This is a genomic window from Nonomuraea sp. NPDC052129 (genome assembly GCF_040680095.1).
In the GTDB taxonomy this organism is placed as follows: Bacteria; Actinomycetota; Actinomycetes; order Streptosporangiales; family Streptosporangiaceae; genus Nonomuraea.
Genome location: NZ_JBFAVX010000011.1, coordinates 299,189 through 323,170, shown reverse-complemented (window position 1 = coordinate 323,170; position 23,982 = coordinate 299,189). Strand labels below are relative to the sequence as shown.

Annotated in this window: 22 protein-coding genes; 14 read left to right on the top strand and 8 right to left on the bottom strand. The window is 68.5% G+C overall.

Features of this window, described 5'->3' with window-relative positions; genetic code table 11:
* Both iscB and AB0L53_RS25730 read right to left on the bottom strand, forming a co-directional pair.
* Positions 1–1,103, bottom strand: a 1,103-nt coding sequence (gene iscB / locus AB0L53_RS25735) for an RNA-guided endonuclease IscB (protein WP_363998513.1), incomplete at its 3' end; no start/stop codon positions are given.
* A gap of 332 nt (positions 1,104–1,435) precedes the next feature.
* Positions 1,436–2,650, bottom strand: a complete 1,215-nt coding sequence (locus tag AB0L53_RS25730; RefSeq protein ID WP_363998511.1) for a hypothetical protein — start codon at positions 2,648–2,650, stop codon at positions 1,436–1,438.
* A 162-nt stretch (positions 2,651–2,812) separates the two neighbouring features.
* Between AB0L53_RS25730 and AB0L53_RS25725 the strand changes: the two genes are divergently transcribed.
* From AB0L53_RS25725 to AB0L53_RS25710, 4 genes are all read left to right on the top strand, one after another.
* Positions 2,813–4,966, top strand: coding sequence for a hypothetical protein (locus tag AB0L53_RS25725; protein ID WP_363998508.1), 2,154 nt, complete (start codon positions 2,813–2,815; stop codon positions 4,964–4,966).
* A 15-nt stretch (positions 4,967–4,981) separates the two neighbouring features.
* Complete coding sequence (locus AB0L53_RS25720) at positions 4,982–5,959, top strand: MoxR family ATPase (RefSeq protein WP_225289611.1); 978 nt, start codon at positions 4,982–4,984, stop codon at positions 5,957–5,959.
* Positions 5,960–7,036 carry a DUF58 domain-containing protein gene (locus AB0L53_RS25715; protein WP_363998505.1) on the top strand — a complete coding sequence of 359 codons (1,077 nt, stop codon included), beginning with the start codon at positions 5,960–5,962 and terminating at the stop codon, positions 7,034–7,036.
* A 95-nt stretch (positions 7,037–7,131) separates the two neighbouring features.
* Positions 7,132–9,138, top strand: coding sequence for a DUF3488 and transglutaminase-like domain-containing protein (locus AB0L53_RS25710; RefSeq protein WP_363998502.1), 2,007 nt, complete (start codon positions 7,132–7,134; stop codon positions 9,136–9,138).
* A 31-nt stretch (positions 9,139–9,169) separates the two neighbouring features.
* Here the strand turns inward: AB0L53_RS25710 and AB0L53_RS25705 are convergent, their stop codons facing one another.
* From AB0L53_RS25705 to AB0L53_RS25695, 3 genes are read right to left on the bottom strand one after another with little or no spacing between them, the layout of a single operon-like run.
* The gene (locus AB0L53_RS25705) at positions 9,170–10,057 is read right to left on the bottom strand and encodes a hypothetical protein (protein WP_363998499.1); all 888 of its coding nucleotides are present in this window, start codon (positions 10,055–10,057) and stop codon (positions 9,170–9,172) included.
* Positions 10,054–10,629 carry an RNA polymerase sigma factor gene (locus AB0L53_RS25700; RefSeq protein ID WP_363998496.1) on the bottom strand — a complete coding sequence of 192 codons (576 nt, stop codon included), beginning with the start codon at positions 10,627–10,629 and terminating at the stop codon, positions 10,054–10,056. Before AB0L53_RS25700 ends, AB0L53_RS25705 begins: the two co-directional genes overlap by 4 nt.
* Positions 10,630–10,648: 19 nt before the next feature.
* Entirely contained in the window at positions 10,649–10,897 is a 249-nt protein-coding gene (locus tag AB0L53_RS25695; protein ID WP_357960150.1) for a hypothetical protein, read from the bottom strand.
* A gap of 386 nt (positions 10,898–11,283) precedes the next feature.
* Between AB0L53_RS25695 and AB0L53_RS25690 the strand changes: the two genes are divergently transcribed.
* Genes AB0L53_RS25690 through AB0L53_RS25670 form a run of 5 tightly spaced genes read left to right on the top strand, consistent with a single transcriptional unit; the run spans position 11,284 to position 14,724 of the window.
* The gene (locus AB0L53_RS25690) at positions 11,284–12,780 is read left to right on the top strand and encodes an aromatic/alkene/methane monooxygenase hydroxylase/oxygenase subunit alpha (RefSeq protein ID WP_363998493.1); all 1,497 of its coding nucleotides are present in this window, start codon (positions 11,284–11,286) and stop codon (positions 12,778–12,780) included.
* A gap of 10 nt (positions 12,781–12,790) precedes the next feature.
* The gene (locus tag AB0L53_RS25685) at positions 12,791–13,042 is read left to right on the top strand and encodes a toluene-4-monooxygenase system B family protein (RefSeq protein ID WP_363998491.1); all 252 of its coding nucleotides are present in this window, start codon (positions 12,791–12,793) and stop codon (positions 13,040–13,042) included.
* A complete protein-coding gene (locus AB0L53_RS25680) occupies positions 13,032–13,391 on the top strand; it encodes a Rieske 2Fe-2S domain-containing protein (RefSeq protein WP_363998488.1) in 360 nt (119 codons plus the stop codon). Before AB0L53_RS25685 ends, AB0L53_RS25680 begins: the two co-directional genes overlap by 11 nt.
* A gap of 11 nt (positions 13,392–13,402) precedes the next feature.
* The gene (locus AB0L53_RS25675; protein ID WP_363998485.1) at positions 13,403–13,708 is read left to right on the top strand and encodes an MmoB/DmpM family protein; all 306 of its coding nucleotides are present in this window, start codon (positions 13,403–13,405) and stop codon (positions 13,706–13,708) included.
* A 2-nt stretch (positions 13,709–13,710) separates the two neighbouring features.
* The gene (locus tag AB0L53_RS25670) at positions 13,711–14,724 is read left to right on the top strand and encodes an aromatic/alkene monooxygenase hydroxylase subunit beta (protein ID WP_363998482.1); all 1,014 of its coding nucleotides are present in this window, start codon (positions 13,711–13,713) and stop codon (positions 14,722–14,724) included.
* 6 nt (positions 14,725–14,730) lie between these two features.
* Here the strand turns inward: AB0L53_RS25670 and AB0L53_RS25665 are convergent, their stop codons facing one another.
* Together AB0L53_RS25665 and AB0L53_RS25660 are read right to left on the bottom strand one after the other, a co-directional pair.
* Positions 14,731–16,545, bottom strand: coding sequence for a protein kinase (locus AB0L53_RS25665; RefSeq protein ID WP_363998479.1), 1,815 nt, complete (start codon positions 16,543–16,545; stop codon positions 14,731–14,733).
* Positions 16,546–16,590: 45 nt separating this feature from the next.
* Positions 16,591–17,289: a M50 family metallopeptidase gene (locus AB0L53_RS25660; protein ID WP_358436570.1), complete on the bottom strand. Its 699-nt coding sequence runs from the start codon at positions 17,287–17,289 to the stop codon at positions 16,591–16,593.
* 241 nt (positions 17,290–17,530) lie between these two features.
* Between AB0L53_RS25660 and AB0L53_RS25655 the strand changes: the two genes are divergently transcribed.
* The 5 genes from AB0L53_RS25655 (at position 17,531) to AB0L53_RS25635 (ending at position 22,136) form a co-directional block, all read left to right on the top strand.
* Positions 17,531–18,007 carry a nuclear transport factor 2 family protein gene (locus AB0L53_RS25655; RefSeq protein ID WP_363998476.1) on the top strand — a complete coding sequence of 159 codons (477 nt, stop codon included), beginning with the start codon at positions 17,531–17,533 and terminating at the stop codon, positions 18,005–18,007.
* A gap of 21 nt (positions 18,008–18,028) precedes the next feature.
* A complete protein-coding gene (corA, locus tag AB0L53_RS25650) occupies positions 18,029–19,150 on the top strand; it encodes a magnesium/cobalt transporter CorA (RefSeq protein WP_363998473.1) in 1,122 nt (373 codons plus the stop codon).
* A 129-nt stretch (positions 19,151–19,279) separates the two neighbouring features.
* Positions 19,280–19,525 carry a hypothetical protein gene (locus tag AB0L53_RS25645; RefSeq protein WP_363998470.1) on the top strand — a complete coding sequence of 82 codons (246 nt, stop codon included), beginning with the start codon at positions 19,280–19,282 and terminating at the stop codon, positions 19,523–19,525.
* Positions 19,522–21,588: a DUF6571 family protein gene (locus tag AB0L53_RS25640; RefSeq protein ID WP_363998467.1), complete on the top strand. Its 2,067-nt coding sequence runs from the start codon at positions 19,522–19,524 to the stop codon at positions 21,586–21,588. The genes AB0L53_RS25645 and AB0L53_RS25640 overlap by 4 nt, the downstream gene beginning before the upstream one ends.
* Positions 21,585–22,136 (top strand): hypothetical protein, encoded by a 552-nt coding sequence (locus AB0L53_RS25635; RefSeq protein ID WP_363998464.1) that lies wholly within the window; start codon positions 21,585–21,587, stop codon positions 22,134–22,136. The genes AB0L53_RS25640 and AB0L53_RS25635 overlap by 4 nt, the downstream gene beginning before the upstream one ends.
* On the opposite strand, the gene AB0L53_RS25630 is transcribed toward AB0L53_RS25635, so the two are convergent.
* Positions 22,105–23,691: a hypothetical protein gene (locus AB0L53_RS25630; protein ID WP_363998461.1), complete on the bottom strand. Its 1,587-nt coding sequence runs from the start codon at positions 23,689–23,691 to the stop codon at positions 22,105–22,107. The genes AB0L53_RS25635 and AB0L53_RS25630 overlap by 32 nt on opposite strands.
* Positions 23,692–23,982: the final 291 nt, after the last annotated feature.

The window sequence follows — 23,982 nt, the reverse complement described above, 5'->3', positions numbered from 1 at the left end:
TCGCCGGTGGCGAACCCGTGGACGTGCTTGATTCGGGGAAGTCGCAGGCGGGGGAACCCGTACCGATCGGTGCGGGTTCGGCTGTAGCGGCCGCGGCCGGTGGCTTTGATCACCAGGATGCGGTCTGGCCACCCGGTCACCTGCCCGAGTTCGCCGACGTGCAGGGCGTCCAGGGTGTGGGACTTCGGCGCGTTCGTGCGGGCGCGGTTCCACTGGGTACGCCCGCCCGAACCGGTGGCCACGGGCAGAGTTGTCGCGGTCAGCGCCCGCCACAGCGCCCAGCGGGTGGCGTTGACCGCCGCGGCGTCTCGGAGCGGGGCCTTTGCCTGCTTGAGGATGCGCGCCAGCAGCGCGGGCTTGCCTTGCAGGAACTCTTCGACGAGCGTGCGGTTCTTGGCCTGGTTGCAGGGCCCACACGCCAAGGTCAGGTTGGCGATTCGGTCGGAGCCGCCGCGCGCTTTGGGGTGGATGTGCTCGACCTGCAACGGTGTACCCGCCGCGCCGCAGTAGACGCAGGTGCGGCCCCATTTTTCCAGCAGGTATTGGCGGACCTCGTATCCGGCCAGTGTCCCCTGCTGGTAGTCGATGCCTTCCAGCGGTTTGCCCGCCGAGATGGCGTGGGTGTCGAAGGCGACGCGTTCGACGTGGATGGCGCGCACGGGTGCCCACCGCCTCAGCCGGGCCACCCACGACATGGTGGTGTCCACGCGGTGCCGCAGGGACGGCGCGAGCCAGCCCTGGGGCCTGGTGCGGTTGAGGAATCGAGGAGCGCGGTAGCGCAGCTTGCGCGACCTCCTGCCGCGCCGGTAGGTGGAGCGGGCGGTGAGCTTGTTGCGGATTGCCGCGCCCCGGTGGTCAAGTTGAATGCTGTATTTCCCGGTACGGGTTGCGTCGCGTTCGGTGAAGACGGCAATGCCGGTGTGCTTGGAGCCGGGGTCGAGGCCGACCTGCACGCCGGTCACCGTGGAGTCGGACAGCGCGCGGTCGGTCAGGCGGATGACGAACGGGGTGTGCCGGACCACCACCGCCCGGCCCGCTTTGAGGAACTGCCGGGCCCGGCCGGGTCGGCAGGGCTGCAACGGTTTCCCGTCGCGATCGAGCACGAAAACGTGTGGGTCTGTAAGGACCCTTCCGCCCTTCCCGGACTGCTCCGGGTCGGGGTGACGCCCGCCGACCGGTGCGCTACGGCGGATCTCCCCTCGCCCAACTTCCACGCCGGGTGCGCGGCCTGCCGCGCGTCCGTAAGCCGTTTCGTGCCCACCCTCGGGCGTGTCTGCTCCCACGGATTCCAGAGCAGCGAACTGAGGAAGCATTCGCTGGTGGGTCTGCGGTCCTGCGTGAAAGGTAGCCATCTGGATCACACCTCCAACAGTGATGACTAGGGCTGGTCAACACGGGGCTTCAAAGCACCTGACGGCGCCTCAAGCCCTCTCCTTCAGGAGGGGGTCGTTGACGAAGTGCGCTCCAGGTAGCCGTGGGACAGCCAGGCTGGTTCGCCTCCTGGCGAGATCGTGAGGTCGTCGGCCCATACGAGCCGATAAGGCAGCTCAGGCCGCAGATCGACCGTCGTCAGGTCGGCCAGCAGCCGGCGGGCCGACGGCCAGTCGGACCGGAGTACGTCGGCAAGTGCCACCCGCGACGACGCCCCCAGCAGCGACTCCGCCACCTCGGTCAGCCGCTCGATCGCCGCGTTGGGCGCGGAGTCGAGTGAGCCTTCGGGGCCAGCGTCGGCGAGGTTGGAGCGCGGGGGCGTGGGCTGGGCAGGAGCCGGGCGGGGCGCCTCGTCGACCGCGCGGGCGATCGCCGCCGGGTCGTGCCAGGGCGCCGGAGCGTCGAACACGAAGCCGTCGAGCACCGCCGCGAGCCGCTCACGCGAAGCGGTCTGCGAGAACGTGCGCCACGTCTCGGTGGGCAGCAGCGTCAGGTTGCGGGTCGTGCCCGCCGAGTCGGCCAGGCGCCCCGCCGCCCGCCGGGAGGCGTCGCTGTAGGCGTAGATGGCCGCTCGCAGATCGGTGCAGACCCGGTCGAGCGCCGGCCAGCGGGTCAGGATCGTGCCGTGCAAACTCTGCGCCCGGCGTGCGATCTCCTCGGTGCCCCACAGCTTGGGCGCCTGCTCGCGCAGCTCCTCGATCGTGCCCATGGTGAGCGTGATCAGCTCCAGCGCCCACAGCCGGAACGCCCTGGCCAGGTTGGCGGCGCTCTGCCTGGCCTCCTCCATCGTGGTGCGCGGGTCGGCGACGTTGAGGTCTTCGAGCGCGAGCAGCCGGTGCATCTCCGACTGGCCGCCGTCGTCCATCATCCGCCTGATGAACATCAGCCCGACCACGCTGGTGAACGACGCCCGATAGCGCAGCTGGTTGGGCTTGGGGAACACCTCGCGGATCGCGCCCAGCCCCTTGAGCACGCGCAGCCGGTTGTCGAACTGGTCACCGGGATAGGCGCGGCAGGCGAAGCGCATCTGCTCGTGCGTCAGCCACTCCTCGCCCGCCTCCGCGAACGCCGCGAACAGCGTCTCGGCGATGTCGACCAGGGCCGGGTCGTCGACGACCGCGCCGCTGTCGCGGGCCAGCGCCGCGAACATCCGGCGGTAGGTCGACAGCACCGCCTCCTCCGAGAGGGCGGCGTCGAGGGTCAGGGGCTGTTCGGACACGGGCTCTAAGGTACGGCTTCGGACCGACAATCTCGGCCCGACCTGACGGGCTTACCTGCGAGCAGTGCCCGACCTCGCGTGCTTACCTGCGAGTAGTCACGCCGCACGCTAGGGTGATCCAGGGTAATACGGGGGCAAACGTTCAGTAATCGTACGTACGGGGTGAGTGACGCCTTGCGTATCCGCGTACTCCGCGGAGACCGTGCCACGGCCGTGATCGCCGGCGCGGTGGCCGTGATCCTGGTCGCCTTGGCGGCCGTCTTCGGCGTGGGCGTCTCCAGCGCCACGCCCAAACTGGCCGACGTCGGCGCCTGGTTATGGACCCAGGCCCGAGGCAAGATCGTGCACGTCAACGGCCTGTCCGGCGAGGTCGACGGCTACCTCGACAAGAAGTCGGCAAAGCGGCTGCGCGTCGTCCAGGACGGCTCGAACGTCCTGCTCGTCGACGACGGCAGCGGCTACGTCAGCCGGATCGAGCCCGGCCAGCTCAGCGTCGCGCAGACCCGTAACTTCGGCACGGCCGGCCTGCAGATCGTCGTCTCGGGCGCCGCCGGCTACGCGGTGGACCCGGAGGGCAAGGTCCAGCAGATCGACCCCGCCACGCTCAACTCGGTCGGCGCGCCGCTGACGCTGCCGGGCCCGCTCGGCTCGGCCCGCATCGACGGTGGCGGGCGGCTCTGGGTGCCGGTGACGGCCAAGGGCGAGGTCGTACCCGTGACCAAGGGCGTCGCCGCGAGCGCCGTCAAGGTCGGTGAACCGGGCGAGGAGCTGGCCGTCACGATCGCGGGCGGCCTGCCGATGATCGTCAACACCCGCGCCGCGACCGCCACGATCGTCGGCGCGGACGGCGGCGTGGGCGAGATCACGCTGCCCAAGGAGGTCGCCCAGGCCGCCAAGGGCGGCGTTATGGCGCCGGCCTCGACCGAGGGCTCGCTGGTGCCGCTGCTCACGCCCGGCGACTCCGGGCTCCTCGTGGTGGTCGACACAGAGTCGAACTCGGTGCTCAACACCAAGTTCGCGGTGAAGGACCCGGCCGCGCTCGGTGTGCCGCAGGTACTCGGCTCGAAGGTGTACGTCCCGGACCGCAGCACGGGCGGCCTGATCGTGTGGGACAGCGCGGCGGGCGGTCAGCCCACCAAGCTCCAGGTGGCGCAGGGGCCCGGCCCGGTCGACGTGTTCGTCAAGGACGGCCTGCTCTGGGCGAACGACGAGAACGGCGACAAGGCCGTCGTCGTCGACACCGAAGGCCGCAAGCACGACGTCGACAAGGACGACTCGGACGTACCGGGACCCACCAACACCCCCAAGCCCAAGCAGACCCCACGGCCCGAGCCGACGAACACCGACCCCCGGCCCGACCCGACCAGGACGGACGCCCCGGAGCCGACGCAGACAGACGCGCCGGAGCCGACGCGCAGGCCCACCAAGACCCCGACGTCGACCCCGACTCCCTCCTCGGCCACCCGCAGCCCCACTCCCACCCCCACGCCCAGCGCGCCCACCAAACCGGGCGCCGTCAGCGCCAAGTCGGGCCCCGGCCACGTCAGCGTGAACTTCAGCCCGTCCAGCGGCGGCAAGGTCGACCGCTACACGCTCAAGGTGTCCGGCGGCGACGGCAAGACCACGCCGCAGTCGGTGGACGCCGGCGGGCCGTTCCAGTTCGAGTTCTCGGGCGGGAGCTGCGGCGCCGAGTACACCTTCACGGTCGTCGCCCACTGGTCGGGCGGCCAGGTCGAGTCGGAGCCCAGCGCCGGGGTCAAGCCTTGCGTGGCCCCCGGCAAACCGGCCAACTTCGCGGCCAAGCCCAAGAACCGCGGCGCCGAGCTGACCTGGGACGCCCCGGAGAGCGGCGGCGAAGGCATCACGTACGTGCTCTCCGGCGCGGTGAGCAACGACAGCGTCAAGGGCACGTCGTTCACCGCCGAAGGGCTCAAGAACAACCAGAAGCACGAGTTCAAGCTCAAGGCCAAGAACGACGCGGGGGAGAGCCAGGACGCCGCCACAGCGGACGTGGACCTGGCCTATCCGAAACAGCAGTACCAGAACGCCAGCAACAACGACACCAACACGCTCATCCGGCCGGGCCCGTCCGCCGATGGCGAGGCCGGAAGGATCCCGCAGGGCCAGTACATCACGCTGACAGTGATCTGCCAGGTCAAGGGCTCGTCCTACACCGACAAGTCCACCGGAAAGTCCAGTGACATCTGGAACCGGATCGAGTCGTCGGCGGGCAACGGCTACCTCAACGACACGCTGGTGGCCACACCGGACGGGGGCGGCTTCCCGGAGGCTCCGCTCTTCGAATGCACCGACTGAGATAGGGGACCTCAGTTGTACAACGAGCAGACGCAGCAACCGCAGCAGCTTGCGGCACAGTTCGCCCAGCGCTTCCAGATGCTGGCCCAGAACATCGAGCGCATCATCCGCGGCAAGCACGAAGCCATCGAGCTGGCCCTGATCTGCCTGTTCTCCGAAGGACACCTGCTGATCGAGGACGTGCCCGGCACCGGCAAGACCACGCTCGCCAGGTCCATCGCCGCCAGTGTCGACGCCGAGTGGCGGCGCATCCAGTTCACGCCCGACCTGCTGCCCAGCGACATCACCGGCGTGTCGATCTTCAACCAGGCGCACCAGAAGTTCGAGTTCCACCAGGGGCCGGTGTTCGCCAACATCGTGCTCGCCGACGAGATCAACCGCGCCTCCCCGAAGACCCAGTCCGCGCTGCTGGAGGTCATGGAGGAGCGCCGGGTCACGGTCGACGCCGAGCCGCATCCCGTACCCAGGCCGTTCCTGGTGGTCGCCACGCAGAATCCCGTCGACATGGACGGCACCTACCCGCTGCCGGAGGCCCAGCTCGACCGCTTCCTCATGCGGATCTCCGTCGGCTACCCCGACCACGTCTCGGAGGTCGAGGTGCTCAAGGGAATGCCCACCGGGCCGCAGGTCGAGCGGCTGCCCGTGGTGGCCCGCGCGTCGGACGTGGCCGGGATGATCGAGTTCGCCACCCGCATCCACGTCGCCGACCCCGTCTACGACTACATCGTCGCCCTGTGCGGCGCCACGCGCACCAACCCGCACCTGCGGCTCGGCGCCTCCCCGCGTGGCAGCCTCGCGCTGCTGCGGGCCGCCCGCGTCAAGGCCGCCGCCGCCGGACGCCACTACGTCGTGCCGGAGGACGTCAAGGCCCTGGCCGTCCCGGTCATCGCGCACCGGCTGATCCTCACCCCGGAGGCCGAACTACGCGAGGTCACCGCGGCGCACGTGCTCGGCGAGCTCCTCGCCGGGATGCCGGTGCCGCAGGCGGCCTAGGTGCTGACACCGCTGGGGTGGGGCACACTCGCCGGCTCCGTGATCCTCTACGCGGCCGGGTTCGCGCTCGGCTATCCGGAGCCCGTCGTGCTGGCCACCGGCGGGGTGCTCGCGCTCGCCGCCGCCCTCGTCTGGACCGCCCCCAGACCGAGGCTGGAGGTGCGGCGCGAGGTCACTCCGCTCAAGGTGCCGCGCGGGGACGCGGCCGTCGCGGTCCTTCACGTACGCAATCTCGGCCGCCAGGGCCTGTCAGGGCTGCGCGCGCAGGACCGGATCGGTACGGCCGAGCACACGGTGGACCTGCCCCGCCTGCCCCGGAACGCCACCAGGACGGTGTCGTACCCGCTGCCCACCGGCGTGCGCGGCGAGATCCCCGTCGGCCCGCTCCTGCTCGTCCGCGCCGACCCGTTCGGCCTGACACGCAGGATCAGGCGGTACGGCCAGACGGCCACGCTGCTGGTCCGCCCCCGCACGGTCGCGCTGCCGGTGCCCGCGTCGGGCAAGGCCCACCACCTGGAGGGCCCCACCAGCGACAACGCCCCCAGCGGCACGGTCACCTTCCACACCCTGCGCGAGTACGTCGTCGGCGACGACCTGCGCCACGTCCACTGGAAGTCCAGCGCGCGCACCGGCACGCTCATGGTGCGCCAGCTCATCGACGCCAGCCTGCCCACCACGACGGTCGTCCTCGACACCCGTCACCTCACCGAACTGGGCGTGGACGCCGCCGCCTCGGCCGCCGTCGCCGCCGCCCGGTCCGGCTTCCCCGTGCGGGTGCTCACGGGCGACGGGCCGCTCGCCGAGACCAAGACCGATCCCGAGCTGCTGCTGGATCGCCTCGCCCTGGTTGGATCCGGTACGTCCGGGGTCGGCGAGGCGGTCCGGCTGGCCCGCGGCGGCGCGCTCGTCGTCATCACCGGCGACCCCGCCGAGGCCGCCCGAGTGGCGGGGGCACGACGACGGTTCGACCGCATCATCTGCGTATATATAGGGACAGGTCCGCTCAGCGCGCCCGGCGTGACGGTCGTCCCCATCGCGGACCTGGCCGCGCTGCCGCTGGCCTGGGGCAGGCGATGAGCCGCCGCCGGGCTGAACCGAGCGGCGGCCCACAGGTCGACGAGACTGGGCGTGCGGGCGGGCCGGTGTGGCGGTGGTTAGGGGGATTGGCGCTGGTGGCGGCCGTCACCGGGGCCGGTGGGTGGGGGTTCCATCGCGTCTTTCCCGGCACCGAGCTGCTCCTGGCCGTCGTGCCCGCCGCGACCGTCCCCGCCCTGGTGGCCGCGCTCTGCCGGCGGCGGCCCCTCTGGCTGGCGCTGGTGCTCGACCTGGTCCTGTGGTTCGCCGGGACCGTACCGCTGTACAAGGGCATCGCGCCCGGCCTGCTCGGCGACCTGGCCGACTCGTGGCGGGCGCTGCTCACCACGCTCCTGCCCGCCCAGCCGGAGCCGCGGCTGCTGATCCTCGTGCACACGCTCGTCTGGGTCGCCGCCGTGGTCGGCGCCGAGACGCTGACCCGCACCAGGACCCGCGTGGCCGCCGCGGTGCCCGGACTCGTGGTGTACGGGGTGGCGCTGCTGTTCGGGGTGGACGGTGCGGGCTCGAACCTGCCTGTCGCCGCGGCCCTCGTGGTGCTCATCGCGGCCCTGGCCCTGCTTCGGGACGACCGGCCGGCGCTGTGGCTGCTCGCCGGCATCCCGGCCGCCGCCGCGCTGGCCGCCGTCGCCCTGGTCGCCGGGCCGCTGCTGCCCATCGCCGCCGAGCCGTACAACCCGCGCGACGACGCCGAACTCCCGCCTCCGGTACGCGTCGACAGCGTCAGCCCGCTCGACCGCGTGTCCGCCTGGCTGCAGATCCCCGACCGGGACCTGTTCACCGTCAAGGCGGCCAAGCCCCTCAACTGGCGGCTGGCCGTACTCGACCGCTATGACGGCGTCCGCTGGACGTCCGGCGCCCGCTTCCAGCCGACGGGCGGGCGGGTGCCCGCGGGGGACTGGACGGGCAAGGCGCAGACCGTACGCCAGACGATCACGTTCAGCGGCCTGCCCGGCACCTGGCTGCCCGGCGCCGAACGTCCCGTCGAGGTCGACGGCGTACGCGGCCTGGCCGTCGACCCCGGGAGCGGCGCGCTGCTGGCCGCGAGCCGGCCGGCCAAGGGGTTCACGTACGAGGTGACCTCGCGGGTGGCGGAGCCGTCGAAGGCCGAGCTGCTCGCGGCCACGCCGGTCGACGATCCGGCGCTGACCGCGTTCCCGGCCGGGCCTCAGGAGGCGCTGTTCCACAAGCTCGCCCAGCAGGCCACCAAGGGCGCGGACGTGCCGATCAAGCAGGCGTACCGGCTGCAGAGCTACCTGCGCACCAGCGCCACCTACGACGTCACCGCGCCGCCGGGGCACTCGCTCAAGGGCCTGGAGTTCTTCCTGGAGACCACGCACAGGGGGACGTCGGAGCAGTTCGCGTCGACGTTCGCGCTCATGGCCAGGACGCTCGGGCTGCCGTCGAGGGTCGTGGTGGGGTTCCGGCCGGGGCAGGCGTCCGACGGGATTTACCACGTTAAATCAGGCCATGTCATGGCGTGGGCGGAGATCAAGTTCGACAAGCTCGGCTGGCGGCCGTTCTACCCCACGCCCGGCCGCGGCGGCGCGAAGGACGACCACGAGGTGGTGTCCTCCGCTCTCAAGGAGAGCGAGGAGCTGGAGGGCGAGTTCACCCAGGGCACGGTGAACAAGCCGAAGGCCGGTCAGAAGCCCACGGCGGGCGGCGGCCGCGAAACCTCGGCCGGGCCGCCGTTGTGGGTGATCGTCCCGGCGGTGGGGGCGGGGATCCTGGTGGTGTACGCGAGCGCGGCGATGGTGCTGCCGTGGTGGCGCAGGCGGGCCCGCAGGAGCGTGACGGGCGCGGAGCGGCGGGTGCTCGGCGCGTGGTCACAGACCTGTGACGACCTCGGCCTGAAGGGGGAGCGGGCGCTGACCGCCGAGGACGTGGTGGCCCGGCACCCCGCCGACATATCCACCCATCTCCGACCACTAGCCGATATTTCCAACTTCGTCCGCTACGCCCCCGACGACGTCGCCCACGAGGCCGCCGACGCGGCCTGGCGCCACAGCGACGCCGTCCGCCAGGCCGTACGCGCCAGAACACCCCTCAAAACCCGCCTCCGCAAGCGACTGCTCCTACGTTGACCCGCCGGAGCGAACCATGACGGGCTGATCGCTAAGGCTTCTGGAGTTTCTGCGTGACCATCAGGCGGATCACTCCCTTCTCCGGCTCGTCCGCCTGCCAGACGAACCAGTCCGCACCCACCGGAGTGCCCTGCTTGGTGGGGTACATCAGGTACGGGTCGCCCGGATAGCGCTCGGGAGGGGGTTCGGTGATCAGGTAGGTGACCTTGAGGCCGCGCTTCTCGATCTCCGGCAGGACTTCGCCCACGGTCTTGCCCTCCACCCGGTACCCGCCCAGCGACGTGACCTCCGGGAAGGGCATCTTCGGCACGACGTGCTGTACGTCGTCGGGGACCAGCTCGCAGGGCGCCACCGGGTCCCGCATGAGGATCGTGCTGGTGTCGCTCCCTCCGTAGACGGGATCGACCGCAAGGGTCCAGACGAAGGTCTGGCCGGGCTTGAACAGCTTGGTGTTGATCTGCATCTGCCAGCCCGAGCCGGCGTCGTCGCCGGGGATGTTCCTGGGCGCGTAATACAGGCCGCGGGGGATGTCCGTCACGGGTTCGGCGCGCGGCTCCTTGCATTTCTGGCCCGCCGGGACGAAGTCCACGATGGCGGGCACGTTGAGGCTCTTGAGCTGCCTGGTCAGTCCCGCCGCGTCCCGGAAGTCGCGTACGGTGACGTACACGATGCCGTCGGAGTCCTTGGTAACGGCGTAGGCGCGGTCGGCCCCGCCCATGGACGAGACCGTGACCACGCTCGCCACGGCGGCGATCGCCGCCCCCGCCGCCACGGCCAGGACCATCCGGCGGCGCGGCCATCCGGCCCGCTCAGCTGCCGCGTGCGGTCGTCCGGCCCGCTCGGCCGCCGCCCGGGCCGCCACGTGCTCCTTCAGCTCGGCCAGCCGGCGCTCTTCGAAACCGGCGAGAGACCCGTTCATGACGATCCTTTCAAGATGGCTTCCGGGCGGTGACCGGATTCGATCATTAGCCGGCGGTGCGCGCGATGCAGCCGCACCCGGGCGGTGCCGACGCGGATGCGCAGGGCCATGGCGGTGTCGGCGACCGACAGGCCGTCGATGTCCACCAGCTCGGCCACGGCCCTCAGGCTCTTGGGCAGCTTCGCGATGGCCGACAACAGCGGGCGGGCGGCCCGCTCGGCGTCGATGCGCTCCTCTAACCGGGCGATGTCGTCGGCGTCCAGCGTGCGCCGTCCCGCCGCCCTGCCGCTCTTGTGCAGCTCTCTGGCCGCTCTGCGCAGCTCGGACGCCACCACGTTGCGCGCGATGCCGAACAGCCACGCCACCTCGCCGCCCCGCTCGGCCTTGTACGTGCCCGCGGTGTCGATGGCGGCCAGGAAGATCTCGGTGGTGAGATCGTCCACCGTGTGCGGATCGGTCACCCGGCGGGCCACGAAGCGGCTCACGCGTTCGGCGTGTCTTCGGTAGAAGACCTCGAAGGCCTCAGGATCTGCGGGTGCTGCTCGATCCCGCGATGGGGACGACGGCAGCACCCGTGCCGGGAGAACTGCTTCAGTTCACGTACGCCCACAGGTCGTAGGTGTAGAACATCGGGTTCTCGGGCTGGTGAGTGCTGCACCACCACGTCTGCCAGCGTCCGGTCTCCTGGCCCGACCGGCCGAAGCTGATGCAGACGTCATAGGGCAGGTTGCTGTAGACGACTTGGAGCGTGGACGAGGCGTGCGCTGGCGTGCTCGTGGCCAGGATCGGCGTCAGAGCGGTGACCGCGAGAAGCGACAAGGCGGTGATTCGGCGACGCACCAGTTCTCCCCTCATGAAGGGCCGGAAATCGCGAAGAGCGATCACCGTGAATTGGACGACAAGGACCGCACCGCCGCAAGATCCGCCCCCGCCCGGCCCCGACGACCAGCGCGAACATCGCGGACACCATGAAAGCTTCATCCCGGGACATCCGGCCCTCCTGGCCGCGCTGGACGACTTCCTCGCCGGATGGTGGCGCATCGCGGTCCGGGCGGCCGGTGGCCCTGAGGACCGGCAGGGAGACAAGAGCCAAGACACAGTCATTTGACACAAGCGCGATTCCGTGACACCGAGGAGCCTGAAAAGGTTCATCCCTCGGGGAATCGAGGGAACCGTCGTGAAGTCCGTACGTCAACGAATGGTTCGGGCACCGAGAAGGGGCAGTGATGCCGAAACTTTCACGTAGCGACTGGTACGACCTATCACGCGACACCAATTGGACGTTCCGCTATGTCACCGAAGAGGAGGCATTCCCGGAGGAGTTATCCGGCTCTCACCGAGTTTCCAGTGAGGCATGGACGCGCTGGGACGAACCGTACAAGATCAGCTACCGCGAGTACGTCCACAACCAGGTCACCAAGGACGCCACCACCTACTCGCTGAAGAACACGATCAGCCGCTCCAAGCTGTTCGACCAGCTGGATCCCGGTTGGAAGTCGGTGATCCTGGCCCACTACGGGGCCATCACGATGCCTGAGTATCTGGCCGCCATCGGAGAGGCGCGCATGGCCCGATTCGGCAGGTCGGCGGCCTGGCGCAACACGGCGACGTTCGGCGCGCTGGATGAGATGCGGCACGGGCAGATCCAGGCGTTCTTCCCGTACGGGCTGCTGGACAAGGAGCCGCGCGCCGACTGGGCGCTGAAGTCGTTCCACACGAACAACTGGGTAGTGCTCGCCGTCCGGCACCTTTTCGACGACATGTTCGTCGCCAACGACGCGGTCTCCATCGCGCTGCAACTCACCTTCACGCTGGAGACGGGCTTCACGAACCTGCAGTTCCTCGGTATGGCGGCCGACGCGATGGACGTCGGCGACCTGGAATTCGGGGCGCTGATCTCCAGTATCCAGACCGATGAGGCGCGCCATTCCCAGCAGGGCGAGCCGACCATCAAGGTGCTCATCGACAACGGGCACAAAGAATGGGGACAGTTTTTGATCGATCACATGTTCTGGCGTTCCTGGCGGGCGTTCGCGGTGCTCACGGGACTGTCGATGGATTACTACACGCCGCTGGAGAGCCGGCGGATGTCGTTCAAGGAATTCATCGAGGACTGGGTCGTCAAGCAGTTCGCCGAGCAGTTCCGCGATTTCGGCCTGGACTATCCCTGGTATTGGGACCAGTTCATCGATGAACTCACCTGGTACCACCACGCCATCCACCTCGGCGTCTGGAACTATCGGCCCACCGTGTGGTGGAACCCGGACGCGGGTGTCTCCGCCGAGGAACGCGAGTGGCTGGAGGAGAAGTACCCGGGCTGGAACAGCACGTTCGGCCGCAACTGGGACGTCATCCAGGAAAACCTGCGCAGTGGGAACGTCGCGGCCACCTTCCCCCAGACGCTGCCGATGACCTGCAACCTCTGCCAGATCCCGATCGTCCGCGCGGCGGGTGTCATGACCGGCGCGCTCGACTCGGCCGCCCCGCTGCGGCACACCCACAACGGGCGGACGTACCTGTTCTGCTCGGAGCCGTGCAAGTGGATCTTCACCCAACGGCCGGAACGGTTCGCCGGGCACAAGTCGCTCATCGACCGATTCCTGGCCGGCGACATCGTCCCGCCCGATCTGGCCGGAGCGCTCGCCTACATGGGGCTGTCCGAGGCCGAGCAGGGACGCGACGCCACCGACTACGCCTGGGCGCTCGGCCCGGCCGCTGATTGAGGGGGATCTGATGGCGTTGCTACCGCTGAGCGCGAATTTCGAGAACGACGTCTTCGCGATGCTCGTCCCCGTCGACGATCAGGACACGGCTCAGGTCGTCGGCCAGAAGATCGCCGAGCACGCCGTCGGCCATCGGGTGGCGGCCGGATCGGTCCCGATCCGCGTTCGCCATGAGGGCCGCGTGCTGCCGCCCGAGCAGCGCATCGGCGAGGCGGGGGTGGGGCCGCTCGATCACGTGGAGGCGTTCTTCGATGAATCCTGAGGAACTGTCCTGGACGAGCGCCAGCACCCTCGATGAACTGTGGGAGGGCGACATCGCCGAGGTCACGGTGGGGGAGGACCAAGTGCTGCTGGTCCATCTGCCGGGCGGCGAGTTGCGGGCCTACCAGGGTATGTGCCCGCATTCGGAAGTTCCGCTGGCGGAAGGCGATTTCGACGGTGAGGTGCTCACCTGCTCGGGCCACGGGTGGGAGTTCGACCTGACGACCGGCCGGGGAAACAACCCGGACACCTGCCGGCTGTACGCCTTCCCGGTTCGCCTGGACGGCGAGCGGATCTACGTAGCCGTGCCGGCCGACGGCCGGCGTCACCACAACCGATGCCGCGGATGAGGAGCACAGTCGTGGCCGATGACCGCAGACAACTGGTGGGACCCGTGGCCAGGGGATTCGATCCCGAGGTCGTGGACGCGCTGGTGACCGCGCTGGAGAAGGACAACCCGGGCAAGGAGCTCCTCGTCGAGGACCATGGCGGATACGTGCGCATCCACGCTCCCCATCTGCTGCGCCTGACCCGCGCCAGCCTGGAGGAAGCCGCGGGGCATCCCTTCCCGCTGGCAGGTCTCGAACCCGCGATCGCGAGCTTCGCGGGCCGCATGCGCTACATCGGTGACGACGAACTCGTCTGGTACCTGACCAGGGAGGATTGACCATGGCCACGACCCGGCGGCGTACCTGGAGCCTGTTCGACGGCGAACGTCGCAAACCCACCGAGTACGACATCGTCACCCGCGGCTTCCACTACCACTTCGGCCGGCAGCCGGCCCCGTTCGACCTCGACCCCGGCAGCGCGATCAACCAGTGGTACCTGCGGCACCGCGAGGGATCGCCCCTGCGGGCCCCCGATTGGGAGGGCTTCCGCGACCCCGCGCAGCTCAACTACCGGCGCTACATCGCCCTGCAGCACGAACGCGAGATCTACGCCGAGGGCGTCGTCGACAGCTTCGAGGCCGACGACCACGACACGCGCCTCGACCCCGCCTGGGTCGCCGTGCTCGGCCGCCTGTACCTACCGGCCCGTTTCGCCTTTCACGTCCTGCAGATCACCAGTGAGTACGTCGGCCAGCTCGCCCCGAGCACCGCCATCATGAACGCCGCACTGTTCCAGGGCGCCGACGAACTACGCGCGCTGCAATGGATCGCCTACCGGGCCAAGTCGCTGTCGCTCACGCACGGCGCCGAACTCGCCGACGGGACGACGGCACGCGCCATCTGGGAGGACGACCCGGCCTGGCAGCCCGCCCGGGAGACTCTGGAAAGGCTCCTGCTCGCCTACGACTGGGGCGAGGCGTTCACCGCACTCAACCTCGTCGTCAAACCCGCCTTCGACGCCCTGCTCAAGCAGTGCTTCGCCGACCTCGCCCTGGCCAACGGCGACGGCCTGACCACGCGACTCCTCCGCGACTCCGGAGCCGACACTGCTCGCAGTCAGGACTGGAGCTCGGCGCTGGCCCGATACGCCATCACCGCCAACCCGGAGAACCTGAAAACCCTCACCGCATGGGAGGACACCTGGCGTCCCCGTGCCACGGCCGCGGTCGAGGGCCTGGCCACGCTGTTCGCCGCGGCCCCGAAGCCCGCCGATCCCGGCGAGGTGGTAACCGCCGTCACCGCGGCGACCGAGCGATTCCGTTCGACCATCCTCACCGGCCAGAGCGAACGGTGACGAGATCTAGCCGTTCTTGGCCACCGCGCCCCTGACGCAGATCGGCTTGGACCAGGCGACCTTGCTCGTCTTCGAGATCTGCAGCGGGACGCCCACCAGGAAGCAGTAGCCGGTGTCCGGGTCCAGACCGCTCACACGGGCCGAGGTGGTGCCGGGCTGGAGGGCGGTGATCGCCTGCTCGCCCTGCCTGGCCGGGGAGCGCTGGACCACGACCGGGTAGCGGGCGGACTCCTTCGGCAGTGCCCACCGCAGCTCCACCAGTGTGCTGCGGTCGGCCACCACGCGTACCCGTCGCGGGGCCAGCGCGGCCAGGGCTTCCTTGCCGACGTTCTCGGACGGCTTGGCGGCGCTCGTCGGAGGTTGGGACTGCTGCGGGTCGGCCTGGGTGGCTTCGTTCTGCCTCGACAGATAGACGGCGAACCCGGCGCCCGCGAGTGCCACGATCGTGGTGGCGGCTCCGATCGCCATCACCCGCGTCCTCGTACCGCCAGACGGAGGCTCACTCGACGCGTGAGTAGGACCGGCTGGTGATGGGCCACCAGGTTGGGGACCGTGCGGTGCCGGATAGCCCTCGGCCGGTTGGCTCTGCGGGGCATATGCGCTGGGTGGATAGGTCGGTTGCGACGGATATGCGGCGCCGAATGAGGAGCCGGTCTGCGCTGGGTGCGCCGGTGCGATCGTGGCGGGAGCGCTCGACCCGTCCGCGCTGAGCTGGGAACCGGTCGCTGGCGGCCCGCCGAACTGCGGGCCCGACGGTTGGAGCCCAGCGGGGTGGTAGCCGGATGGTTGCGGCGCGAAAGGGCTCTGGTCAGGCTGCTGAGGTCCCGATGGCGGGGGCGCGAAAGGGCTCTGGTCAGGCTGCTGAGGTCCCGAGGGCTGCGGCGCGAAAGGGCTGTAGCCGGTCGGCTGCGGGCCGCTCGCCTGGCCCGCCGGGTTGGGCGCGTAAGCACCGGTCACCGGCCCGGGATCCTGCCCGACCAGGTCCGTCACCGATAGTCCCAGCTCCGCCTGCACCTGCCGCAGCTGCTGCGCCAGCTCGCGCGCCGAGCCGTACCGTACCTCCGGCTGCTTCGCCATCGCCCGCAGCACCGTCTCGAACACCACCGGCGGCACGTCGGCGCGGTTGATCGGCGGCGGATCCGCGCTCAGCACCCGGTACATCAGCGGCGCGATCGACGGGTCCGTCGGGCTGTGGAAGGCGGGCTGCCCGGCGAGCAGATGGTAGAGCGTCGAGCCGAGCGAATAGATGTCGGATGAGGCGGAGTGCGGCTGCCCGGTCAGCACCTCCGGCGCCGCGTGCAGCGGCGTGAACGCCTGCGCCGTGGCCGAGATCTCCGACGAGTCGACGACCCTGGCCACACCGAAGTCGGCCACGGCCGGCTCGCCGTACCGGGAGATGAGGATGTTCTGCGGTTTGATGTCGCCGTGCAGCACCCCCGCCTCGTGTACGGCGGCCAGCGCCCCGGCCAGCTTCACGCCCGCGCGCAGCACGTCGGGCACCTGCAGCGGCCCCTCCTTGCGGACCTTGTCACGCAGCGAGCCGTTCTCGAAGAAGTCCATGGCGATGTACGGCTTGCCGGAGCGCGTCACACCGGTGTCGAACACGGTGACCACGTTCGGATGACCGGTGAGCCGGCCGGTGAGCTGGAGTTCGCGCTGGAACCTGCGCATGGTCCGCTGGTCGACCCGGTCCACGGACAGGACTTTCAGCGCCACGATCCGATCGAGGCGCTCCTGGTAGGCGCGGTAGACGATGGCGAACCCGCCCTGGCCGGCCTGATCGAGTACCCGGTAGCCGGGCGCGTCCTCGACTGGCAGCACAGTACTCCCCCCTGTCACGGGCGAGTTTAATGTGATTTTTCCTGACTAGAGCGGATTCATGAGATAGGCGCCGGCCACCACGGAGGCGCCCGCCACGAGCAGGAAGAAGAACACATAGAAGCCGCCGGGCAGGATGGTCAGCCTGGCGAGCTGGTCGGCGTCGGAGTCACGCGCCTGCCGCCTGCGCCGCTTGCGCTGCAACTCGATGATCGGCCGCACCCCGCCGAACAGCAGGAACCAGACCGCGACCAGGGCCACGACCTGCTGCACGTTGTCCGGCGCGTACATCGACAGGGCGAACACCGCGCCACCCGTCGCGAGCAGGATCAGCGCGCCGTACAGGTTGCGGATCAGTAGCAGCATGCAGACCAGGAACAGCAGCACGGTCCACATCAGCAACGTGATGCGTCCCTGCTCGGTCAGCCACGCGGCGGCCAGTCCGAGCAACGACGGCGCCAGATAGCCCGCCAGCGCGGTCAGCACCATGCCGGGGCCGGTGGGCCGGCCTCTGGTCAGCGTTACGCCGGAGGTGTCGGAATGCAGGCGAATGCCTTCGAGTTTCCGGCGGGTGACCAGCGCCATCAGCGCGTGGCCGCCTTCATGGGCGATCGTGATCAGACCCCTGGACAGTTGCCAGGACATGCCGAAACTGACGATCGCGAGCGCGACGAGTGCCGAGACCACCACGACCCACGGGTCGGGGGCAGGCTGAACCTCGATCAGGTGAGCCCAGAGCTTGTCCATCGAGGTATGACCCTATCCAGGTAAAGACTCTCTCGTGCTCACAGAACAAGATTCTGACGCCGCACGTCTTTTCCGCCAAGTCGCCGCTTGATCTGGTTCCTGTGGGGAAGGTGGTGCTCGGCACAGATTTCCCGACAATTCCCCACTCGTACGCGCACCGGCTGACCGCACTTCACCCGTTCGACCTGGGAGACGACTGACCGGGGGCCGTATGCTGGCATAACGGTACAACCATGATCTGATGGGCAAGGTGAACGACCAGCACGTGGCGCTGATCCGCGCCTTCTACGAGGCACTCGGCCGCACCGACTACGCGGCGATGGAGAGTTGCTACCACCCGGAGGTGAGCTTCGGCGACCCCGTCTTCCTGGAGGTGGAGGGGCGGCGGCGGGTGATGGCGATGTGGCGGCTGCAGCTGGGCGTGAGCGACGGGCTGAAGTCGGAGTTCAGGGACGTGACGGCCGACGACTTCACCGGCACGGCGCGCTGGACCTCCCGCTACACCTTCTCCCGTACGGGTCGCGAAGTGGTCAACGAGATCGACACGCTGTTCAGGTTCGAGCACGGCCTGATCGTCAGGCACCACGACGACTTCGACTTCAAACGCTGGTCCCGGATGGCACTGGGCAGGCCGCACGGCCTGCTGTTCGGTTGGACGCCCATGTGGCGCAAGTCGATCAGGGACCGGGCGACGCGAGCACTCGACGACCTCGAGTAGAGATTCTGGTAAGGGGCGGAAATGGCACGGATGAAGGGGTTCGGACGCGGCGCCGGCAGCGCCCGCGAGTCGGCGCCCGAGCACTCGATGGACCCGCGAGCCAGCGAAGAGGCCCCCTACCAGCCCACCGTCATCGACAACGCGATCTATCAGGACGGCAAGCGGGTCGACGACCCCGCCTCGCTGGCCGACGCCTTCGAACGCCTCAAGGAGCTGCCGGACAGCCTCGCCTGGATCGGCCTCTACCGGCCGAAGGACTGGGAGCTGGCCAAGCTGGCCGAGGAGTTTCAGCTGCACCCGCTGGCCATCGAGGACGCCATCGTGGGCTCCCAGCGGCCCAAGGCCGACCGCTACGGTGACATGCTGTTCGTCGTCCTGCGCGCCGCCCGCTACCTCGACGACGTCGAGGAGGTCGCGTTCGGCGAGCTGCACGTCTTCGTCGGGCCCAACTTCGTGATCACCGTACGGCACGCGGAGGCGCCCGATCTGCAGGCCGTACGCAAGCGCATGGAATCGGACCCCGACCTGCTCCGCCAGGGCCCGCAGGCGGTGCTGTACGCCATCCTCGACGCCGTGGTCGACGGCTACGCCCCGGTGGTCGCCGGGCTGCAGAAGGACATCGAGGAGATCGAGGCCCAGGTGTTCGGCGGCGACCCGTCCGTCTCCCGGCGGGTCTACGAGCTGTCGGGCGAGGTCATCGAGTTCCAGCGGGCCACCACGCCGCTGGTACGGATGATCGACGGGTTCATAGTCGGGGCGACCAAGTACGGCGTCAACCAGGAACTGCAGAGTTACCTGCGGGACGTGGCCGACCACGCCATCACTGTCAACGAACGCGTGGCCTCCTTTCGGCAGATGCTCCAGGACATCCTGTTGGTCAACTCGACGCTGGTGACCCAGGCGCAGAACGAGGAGATCGCCAGGATGACGGAGGCCAGCATCCGGCAGGGCGAGGAGGTCAAGAAGATCTCCGCGTGGGCGGCCATCCTGTTCGCCCCGACGTTGGTCGGCACCATTTACGGGATGAACTTCGACTTCATGCCCGAGACGCACTGGGTGTTCGGCTACCCGTTCGCGATGCTGCTGATGGGTCTGGTCTGCCTGATCCTCTACACGGTCTTCAAGCGCCGCGACTGGCTCTAGGCCATTCACTCGGAATCTGCGCGCATACATAGCTATTCCGCTTAATTGCCGCATTCCGCTTCAACATCTTCTTCTCCCTGGTTACCATCCAATCGACCCCGCCTCCACGAGATCGGGCGAGATCAGGCCATGATGGCGACGCAGGCACAGATCGACGCCGCCAGGCGGCAGATCGAACAGCTACGCGATCAGCATGCGAATGACGTGATCGCGCTGGCTCGCCTGGTCGATGACGGCGCGCTCAAAGGCTCGGCCGGGGACAGGCTCGCCGCCGATCTACGCGCGTGGGACAAGGGCTTCAAGGACCTGTTCACCCGGGCCTTATCGCTGCTGGACTCCCTCAAGCCGTCCGATCCGGAGGCGTCCACCCGATGAGTCCACAGGTCGGCATCAACCCCACGCTGATGACGCAGCTGATCAACGGCATGAAGCGGGTCAGCACCACCATTCCGGACGTCGGCCTCCAGGTGGAACGAGCCCTGACCTCACTGAACATCCCCCTGTGGGGCCCGACCCCGCTCCCGGCCATCGGCCGCCAGATGAGCGACCAGATCCCCTCGCTCCAGGGCCGCCTCGACCTGATTCTCGCCGAACCGGACCGTAAATCCGGCAAGGGCGGCATCCTCTGGGCCAACGAATCCGACTGGCTGTCGAAGTCTCCCGCCGAGGGCGCCGCGTCCGCCAAGACCCTGGCCACAAAGCTCCGGGATCAGATCGAGAGCCACTCACTCGACGCCAAGACGGTGGCCGAACTCGAGCGGCACAAGAACGATCCGTTCTTCGCTGTGGCCTTCGCCAAGGAAATAGCGCCACGTGAACTCAAAGCCCTGATCTCCAGGGCGTACGGGTCCGATCTCCCGCAGTCGGAACGCCCGCTCCAGCACGACGTCGCGACGCAGGAGCGGCTCGTCACCATGCTCAGCACCATTCTGGGCACGGCATCGCGCGGAGTGGGCAGGCTGAAACTGCCCGACGACTACGCCGATCAACTGGCAGACCACATCGAGAACCCGCAGGACGCGTTCGCGGTGAAAGGGTTGCTCCAGGCCGGCGAGTTCGACCACGCGTTCCTGCTCACGCTGGTCCGGAAGCTCTACGACAAAGACGTGGCCCATCCCCCCAACCTCGACCGCCCGCGAGACCCTTGGGCGAAGCCAGGTCCCAAGGACATCTCACCGGGCGACCTCAGCCCCCTGGGCACGGCGCTGGTCGCGCTGGCCCACCATCCCGCCGTCGCCCAGGACTTCTTCACCGACCCGCAGCGCAAACCCTTGGCCTACCTGATGCGGCAGCACCCTTGGGACGGCGATGCGGACGCGGATCTCGGCTGGGCCATTGAGGTGGCCAGTACGGAATTCCGCGACCACGACTTGCCGCCGGGGAATTCGCGCGGCTACAAGTCAGCACTGATCGCCTCGTGGGCGGTCCGGTTCTGGAGCGACGACAAGGTCCAGGCGAACCTTCCTCATTCCCGCGCTCACCTCGGCACGGTCTTGGCCCAGTACACGGGGGACGTGCATCGCGCCGTACAGTCCTTCAGCGAGGAAGTGCCAGGCGTGGTGACGGACCAGGATCCGGATAAGAATCTGCGCGGTGTGGAACCTTACGGCGCCCTGCTCAACGCGAAAAATGTCAAGAAGTCCATGACATGGGCGTTCAAAGACGACGACGCGTTCCAGACCATGGCCGCCGCGCACGGCCTGTACTCCGTCAAGATGCTGGACGAATTGGCCGGTAAAATCGCATCGGAGGTCAAGGCCGACTTCACTGAATGGCAGAAGTCGCATCCGGAGGCCACGCGGCAGCAGCTCGACGCCAAACAGCAGGACATACTCGAAGAGCGCATGAACGGCAATGGAGGCGCCGAATTCTCCCACGCGGCGCAGGGCCTGAGCAGGACGACCTGGGCGATCACCGATGCCGCCAACATCTCCAGCATCCAAAAGGCAAAAGAAGACGATGCACGCTTCGCCGCCTTCAAGCAAATGGCCGAAAATGTCGTCGGGCTGGCTCCAGGGCCGCAGGGAAAGTTCGTCGGGCTCATGGTCGACAAAGCCAAGGATGCGATCTTCGGGAAGGTCAAGTCAAGCCACGAAGACCAGGCTCGCGAGAACGCGGACACGGCGCTGGGAGTGTCCAAGCACATGTTCACCGATCTCACGGCGGCCGTGATGATGCGACACGGCCTTTTCGGGGACGGATCCGTGCCAGCCGAGACGCATCCGTATTACAACAAGGACTTCTCCCCAGGCTCGGCTGGCCACTTTATGGTCGACGGGGAAATCAGGCCATGGGACGAAATGAATGCCGCTCAGCGCAAGGCCTATAGGGAGTGGTTGTCGCTGAATCCGACTAATCGCGTCTTCAATGGGCCAGGCCAGTCCATCGCGCTCGGCTTCAAGGAGTCCGAAGACAACTATTCCGGGCATGGCTCATGAGAATTCAGCCATCGACGGTCCTCGCCCTTGCCGTCCTCGCCCTGGCTGCCGCGTGCTCGTCTCCGCCCCCTCCACCACCGGACACCCGGCCGCTGGGTAACGTCACCGCCGCCCCACGAGAATGCGAACTGATCTCGGCGAACGCCATCAAGATCGCCACCGGTTTCAAGGACTACACGGCCGTCGGCACAAAGATGGACAAGGGCCTTTTCGCGTCGTGCTCAGTGGCTGAGGATTTGAGTCCAGAAGGCGAACTAGGACTCGTGGTCGAAGTCTTCGACCCGCCCACCATCAGCCCGGACGGTCTGGAGAACACCAGGGTGTCCACCCAGGGAAAAGACCTGCCCACCGAATTGGGTCCGGGCTTCGCAGCGCGGCGGAAGAACGCCAAGGACCAGACCATCTCGTTCGTCTACGGATGGACGCCCGATTACAAGCGCCTTCTCAGCATCACCATCTATAGGGGCGCACCGCGCCGGGACGCACTGGCCGACGCGACCGAATTCTTCCGCCAGCTCAAGCCCCTCCTGCTGGACAAGCCGAAGTGAGACCGCACGATCGCAGGGTGTCATCCAGTTGGCGAACGTAACTGGTGTCCGCCCAAGGCTCCAGCCGGGCTCGCGCCTGGCCGACCTCGTCGATCAGCCGAGCCGAGTTGTGCTGCTTGGTGACGTCGGCGGCTTCCGCCAGCTTGGCCGCTGCCTCGGGGATCGCCTTGGCCAAGGTCAAGGCAATGGCATACCGGGCAAGTGCCAACCCATACAGCCTCGGTCTCGCCCGCCGGGGATCGAGTTCGGCAAGAGATTGCTCGGCCGCCGCCAGAGCAGGCTCGGGCTGGTTGAGCCGGATCAAAGACCAGGCCCTCCTGGTCTCCTCTGACGAAGGTGAGACCCAGTACAGGAACGGTGGTTCGGTGCCCTTCGAGGGTCCAGCCAACGCGAGTGCGCGTTCATGCGCGCGGGTACTCGCCGCCGCATTACCCTCGGCGGCGTAGGCGAGCGCGAGCAATCCTTCGTGTATTGACGCCAGCAATTGGCTCGGGGACCGAACGGCCCATTCCCGAGCGGCGAAGGCATGGTCAAAGACCGAGGCGGTCCGGTTCTGCTCAGCGGCTGCCCTGCCCAGCCAGTAGTGCACGTAGCCGATCAATGTCGGATCGCCGAGATCGAGTGCCGCCCGTAGCCCGTCGTTCAGCGGTTGCTCGGCCGCTGCGTAATCGCGTAGGTCACAGGCGAGGAACCCCGCCAACTGTGATAGCTGCGCATACGTCCCGAGCAGCCGGTCGCGCAGGCTCGGCGGCATTGACTCACGTACGAGAAGTCTCCCGACTGCTGCCCGCTGCCCGTTCACAACCGGCAGCAGCGCCGCAGGCCCGGACATGTCGTCGGCCCGCCGCGCGTGCATCGTCAGCTTCTCAAACGTGCTGACTGCCGCCTCGTCCACTCGCCACGTGCTGCGCAGCACGCCTGCCAGGCGTTCCTCCTCCTCCGGGGTGAGGATCCGCAGCAGGTCGAGCGCCCGGCTGCCGCCGAGCACCAGAGCCAGTTCGAAGAGCAGTTCCCGTCGCTTCACATCGGCCTCCTCGATGCCGGTGGCACGCAGCAACTGCACGCACGCTGATGCGTCCAAGGGCGACCTGTCAGCGGGTGGGGCTGCCGCGCTCATCTCCATGGTGACACGCGTTCCAGCGGGCCGATTGGCATCCAGGTCACGGAAATCCGCACCATCGATCAGCTCGCGATCAGCAACCCCGTACGCCACCAGGTCTTCTCCTCGCGACAGGTTGCGTGCGGCGGTCTGGTAGATCTTGGCGAGTACGGTGAGCAGCCGCGCGGGCGGCCGACGCCCCGCCTCCGGCCAGGACTCGAACTCGTACAGCCGCGACTCGCGCAGTGCGGCCGTGCCCGCCGGGTCGGCGTCGTTGACCATGGCCACCACGTCGGCCGCGGTGCGGCCGTGTGCCAGCCGGTACAGCCGCAACGGGCTCACCTGGTGGGTAAGCGCGAGCACGTCAGCGATCTGATCCCACGTGAAGCTCTTCTTCCTGAGAGGCTGACTCCAGGAACGAGCCTGAAGCAGCACCCGGTAGCCATCGCCGGACACCCGTACCCCCTCCAGCTGGGAATCGCCACTCACTGTAATGCGACGGTCACGCGTTGGGGAAGATGGCCTACAGTCAGATGCCCGACCGGCGTTCGGTGCCGTCGGACCGCTCGTACCTCAGCGGACTTGTCCCCGTGAATGGAGCCGCTCCCACATGGCGCGAGTGAACAGGGGATCGCGCAGGGCCGCGACGGGACACCCGTCATGGATGCTGGCAGATTCGGGCAGGTCAGAGCGGGTGTGACGCGGGCGATCAATGAGGACGCGCTGGGGGTCCACGCGGCGCGGCCA

Coding starts and splice junctions, on each gene's coding strand:
- AB0L53_RS25705 (WP_363998499.1), bottom strand. CDS start 10,057: ATGAACGGGTCTCTCGCCGGTTTCGAAGAGCGCCGGCTGGCCGAGCTG.
- AB0L53_RS25690 (WP_363998493.1), top strand. CDS start 11,284: ATGCCGAAACTTTCACGTAGCGACTGGTACGACCTATCACGCGACACC.
- AB0L53_RS25685 (WP_363998491.1), top strand. CDS start 12,791: ATGGCGTTGCTACCGCTGAGCGCGAATTTCGAGAACGACGTCTTCGCG.
- AB0L53_RS25680 (WP_363998488.1), top strand. CDS start 13,032: ATGAATCCTGAGGAACTGTCCTGGACGAGCGCCAGCACCCTCGATGAA.
- AB0L53_RS25670 (WP_363998482.1), top strand. CDS start 13,711: ATGGCCACGACCCGGCGGCGTACCTGGAGCCTGTTCGACGGCGAACGT.
- AB0L53_RS25660 (WP_358436570.1), bottom strand. CDS start 17,289: ATGGACAAGCTCTGGGCTCACCTGATCGAGGTTCAGCCTGCCCCCGAC.
- AB0L53_RS25655 (WP_363998476.1), top strand. CDS start 17,531: ATGGGCAAGGTGAACGACCAGCACGTGGCGCTGATCCGCGCCTTCTAC.
- corA (WP_363998473.1), top strand. CDS start 18,029: ATGGCACGGATGAAGGGGTTCGGACGCGGCGCCGGCAGCGCCCGCGAG.
- AB0L53_RS25645 (WP_363998470.1), top strand. CDS start 19,280: ATGATGGCGACGCAGGCACAGATCGACGCCGCCAGGCGGCAGATCGAA.
- AB0L53_RS25640 (WP_363998467.1), top strand. CDS start 19,522: ATGAGTCCACAGGTCGGCATCAACCCCACGCTGATGACGCAGCTGATC.
- AB0L53_RS25635 (WP_363998464.1), top strand. CDS start 21,585: ATGAGAATTCAGCCATCGACGGTCCTCGCCCTTGCCGTCCTCGCCCTG.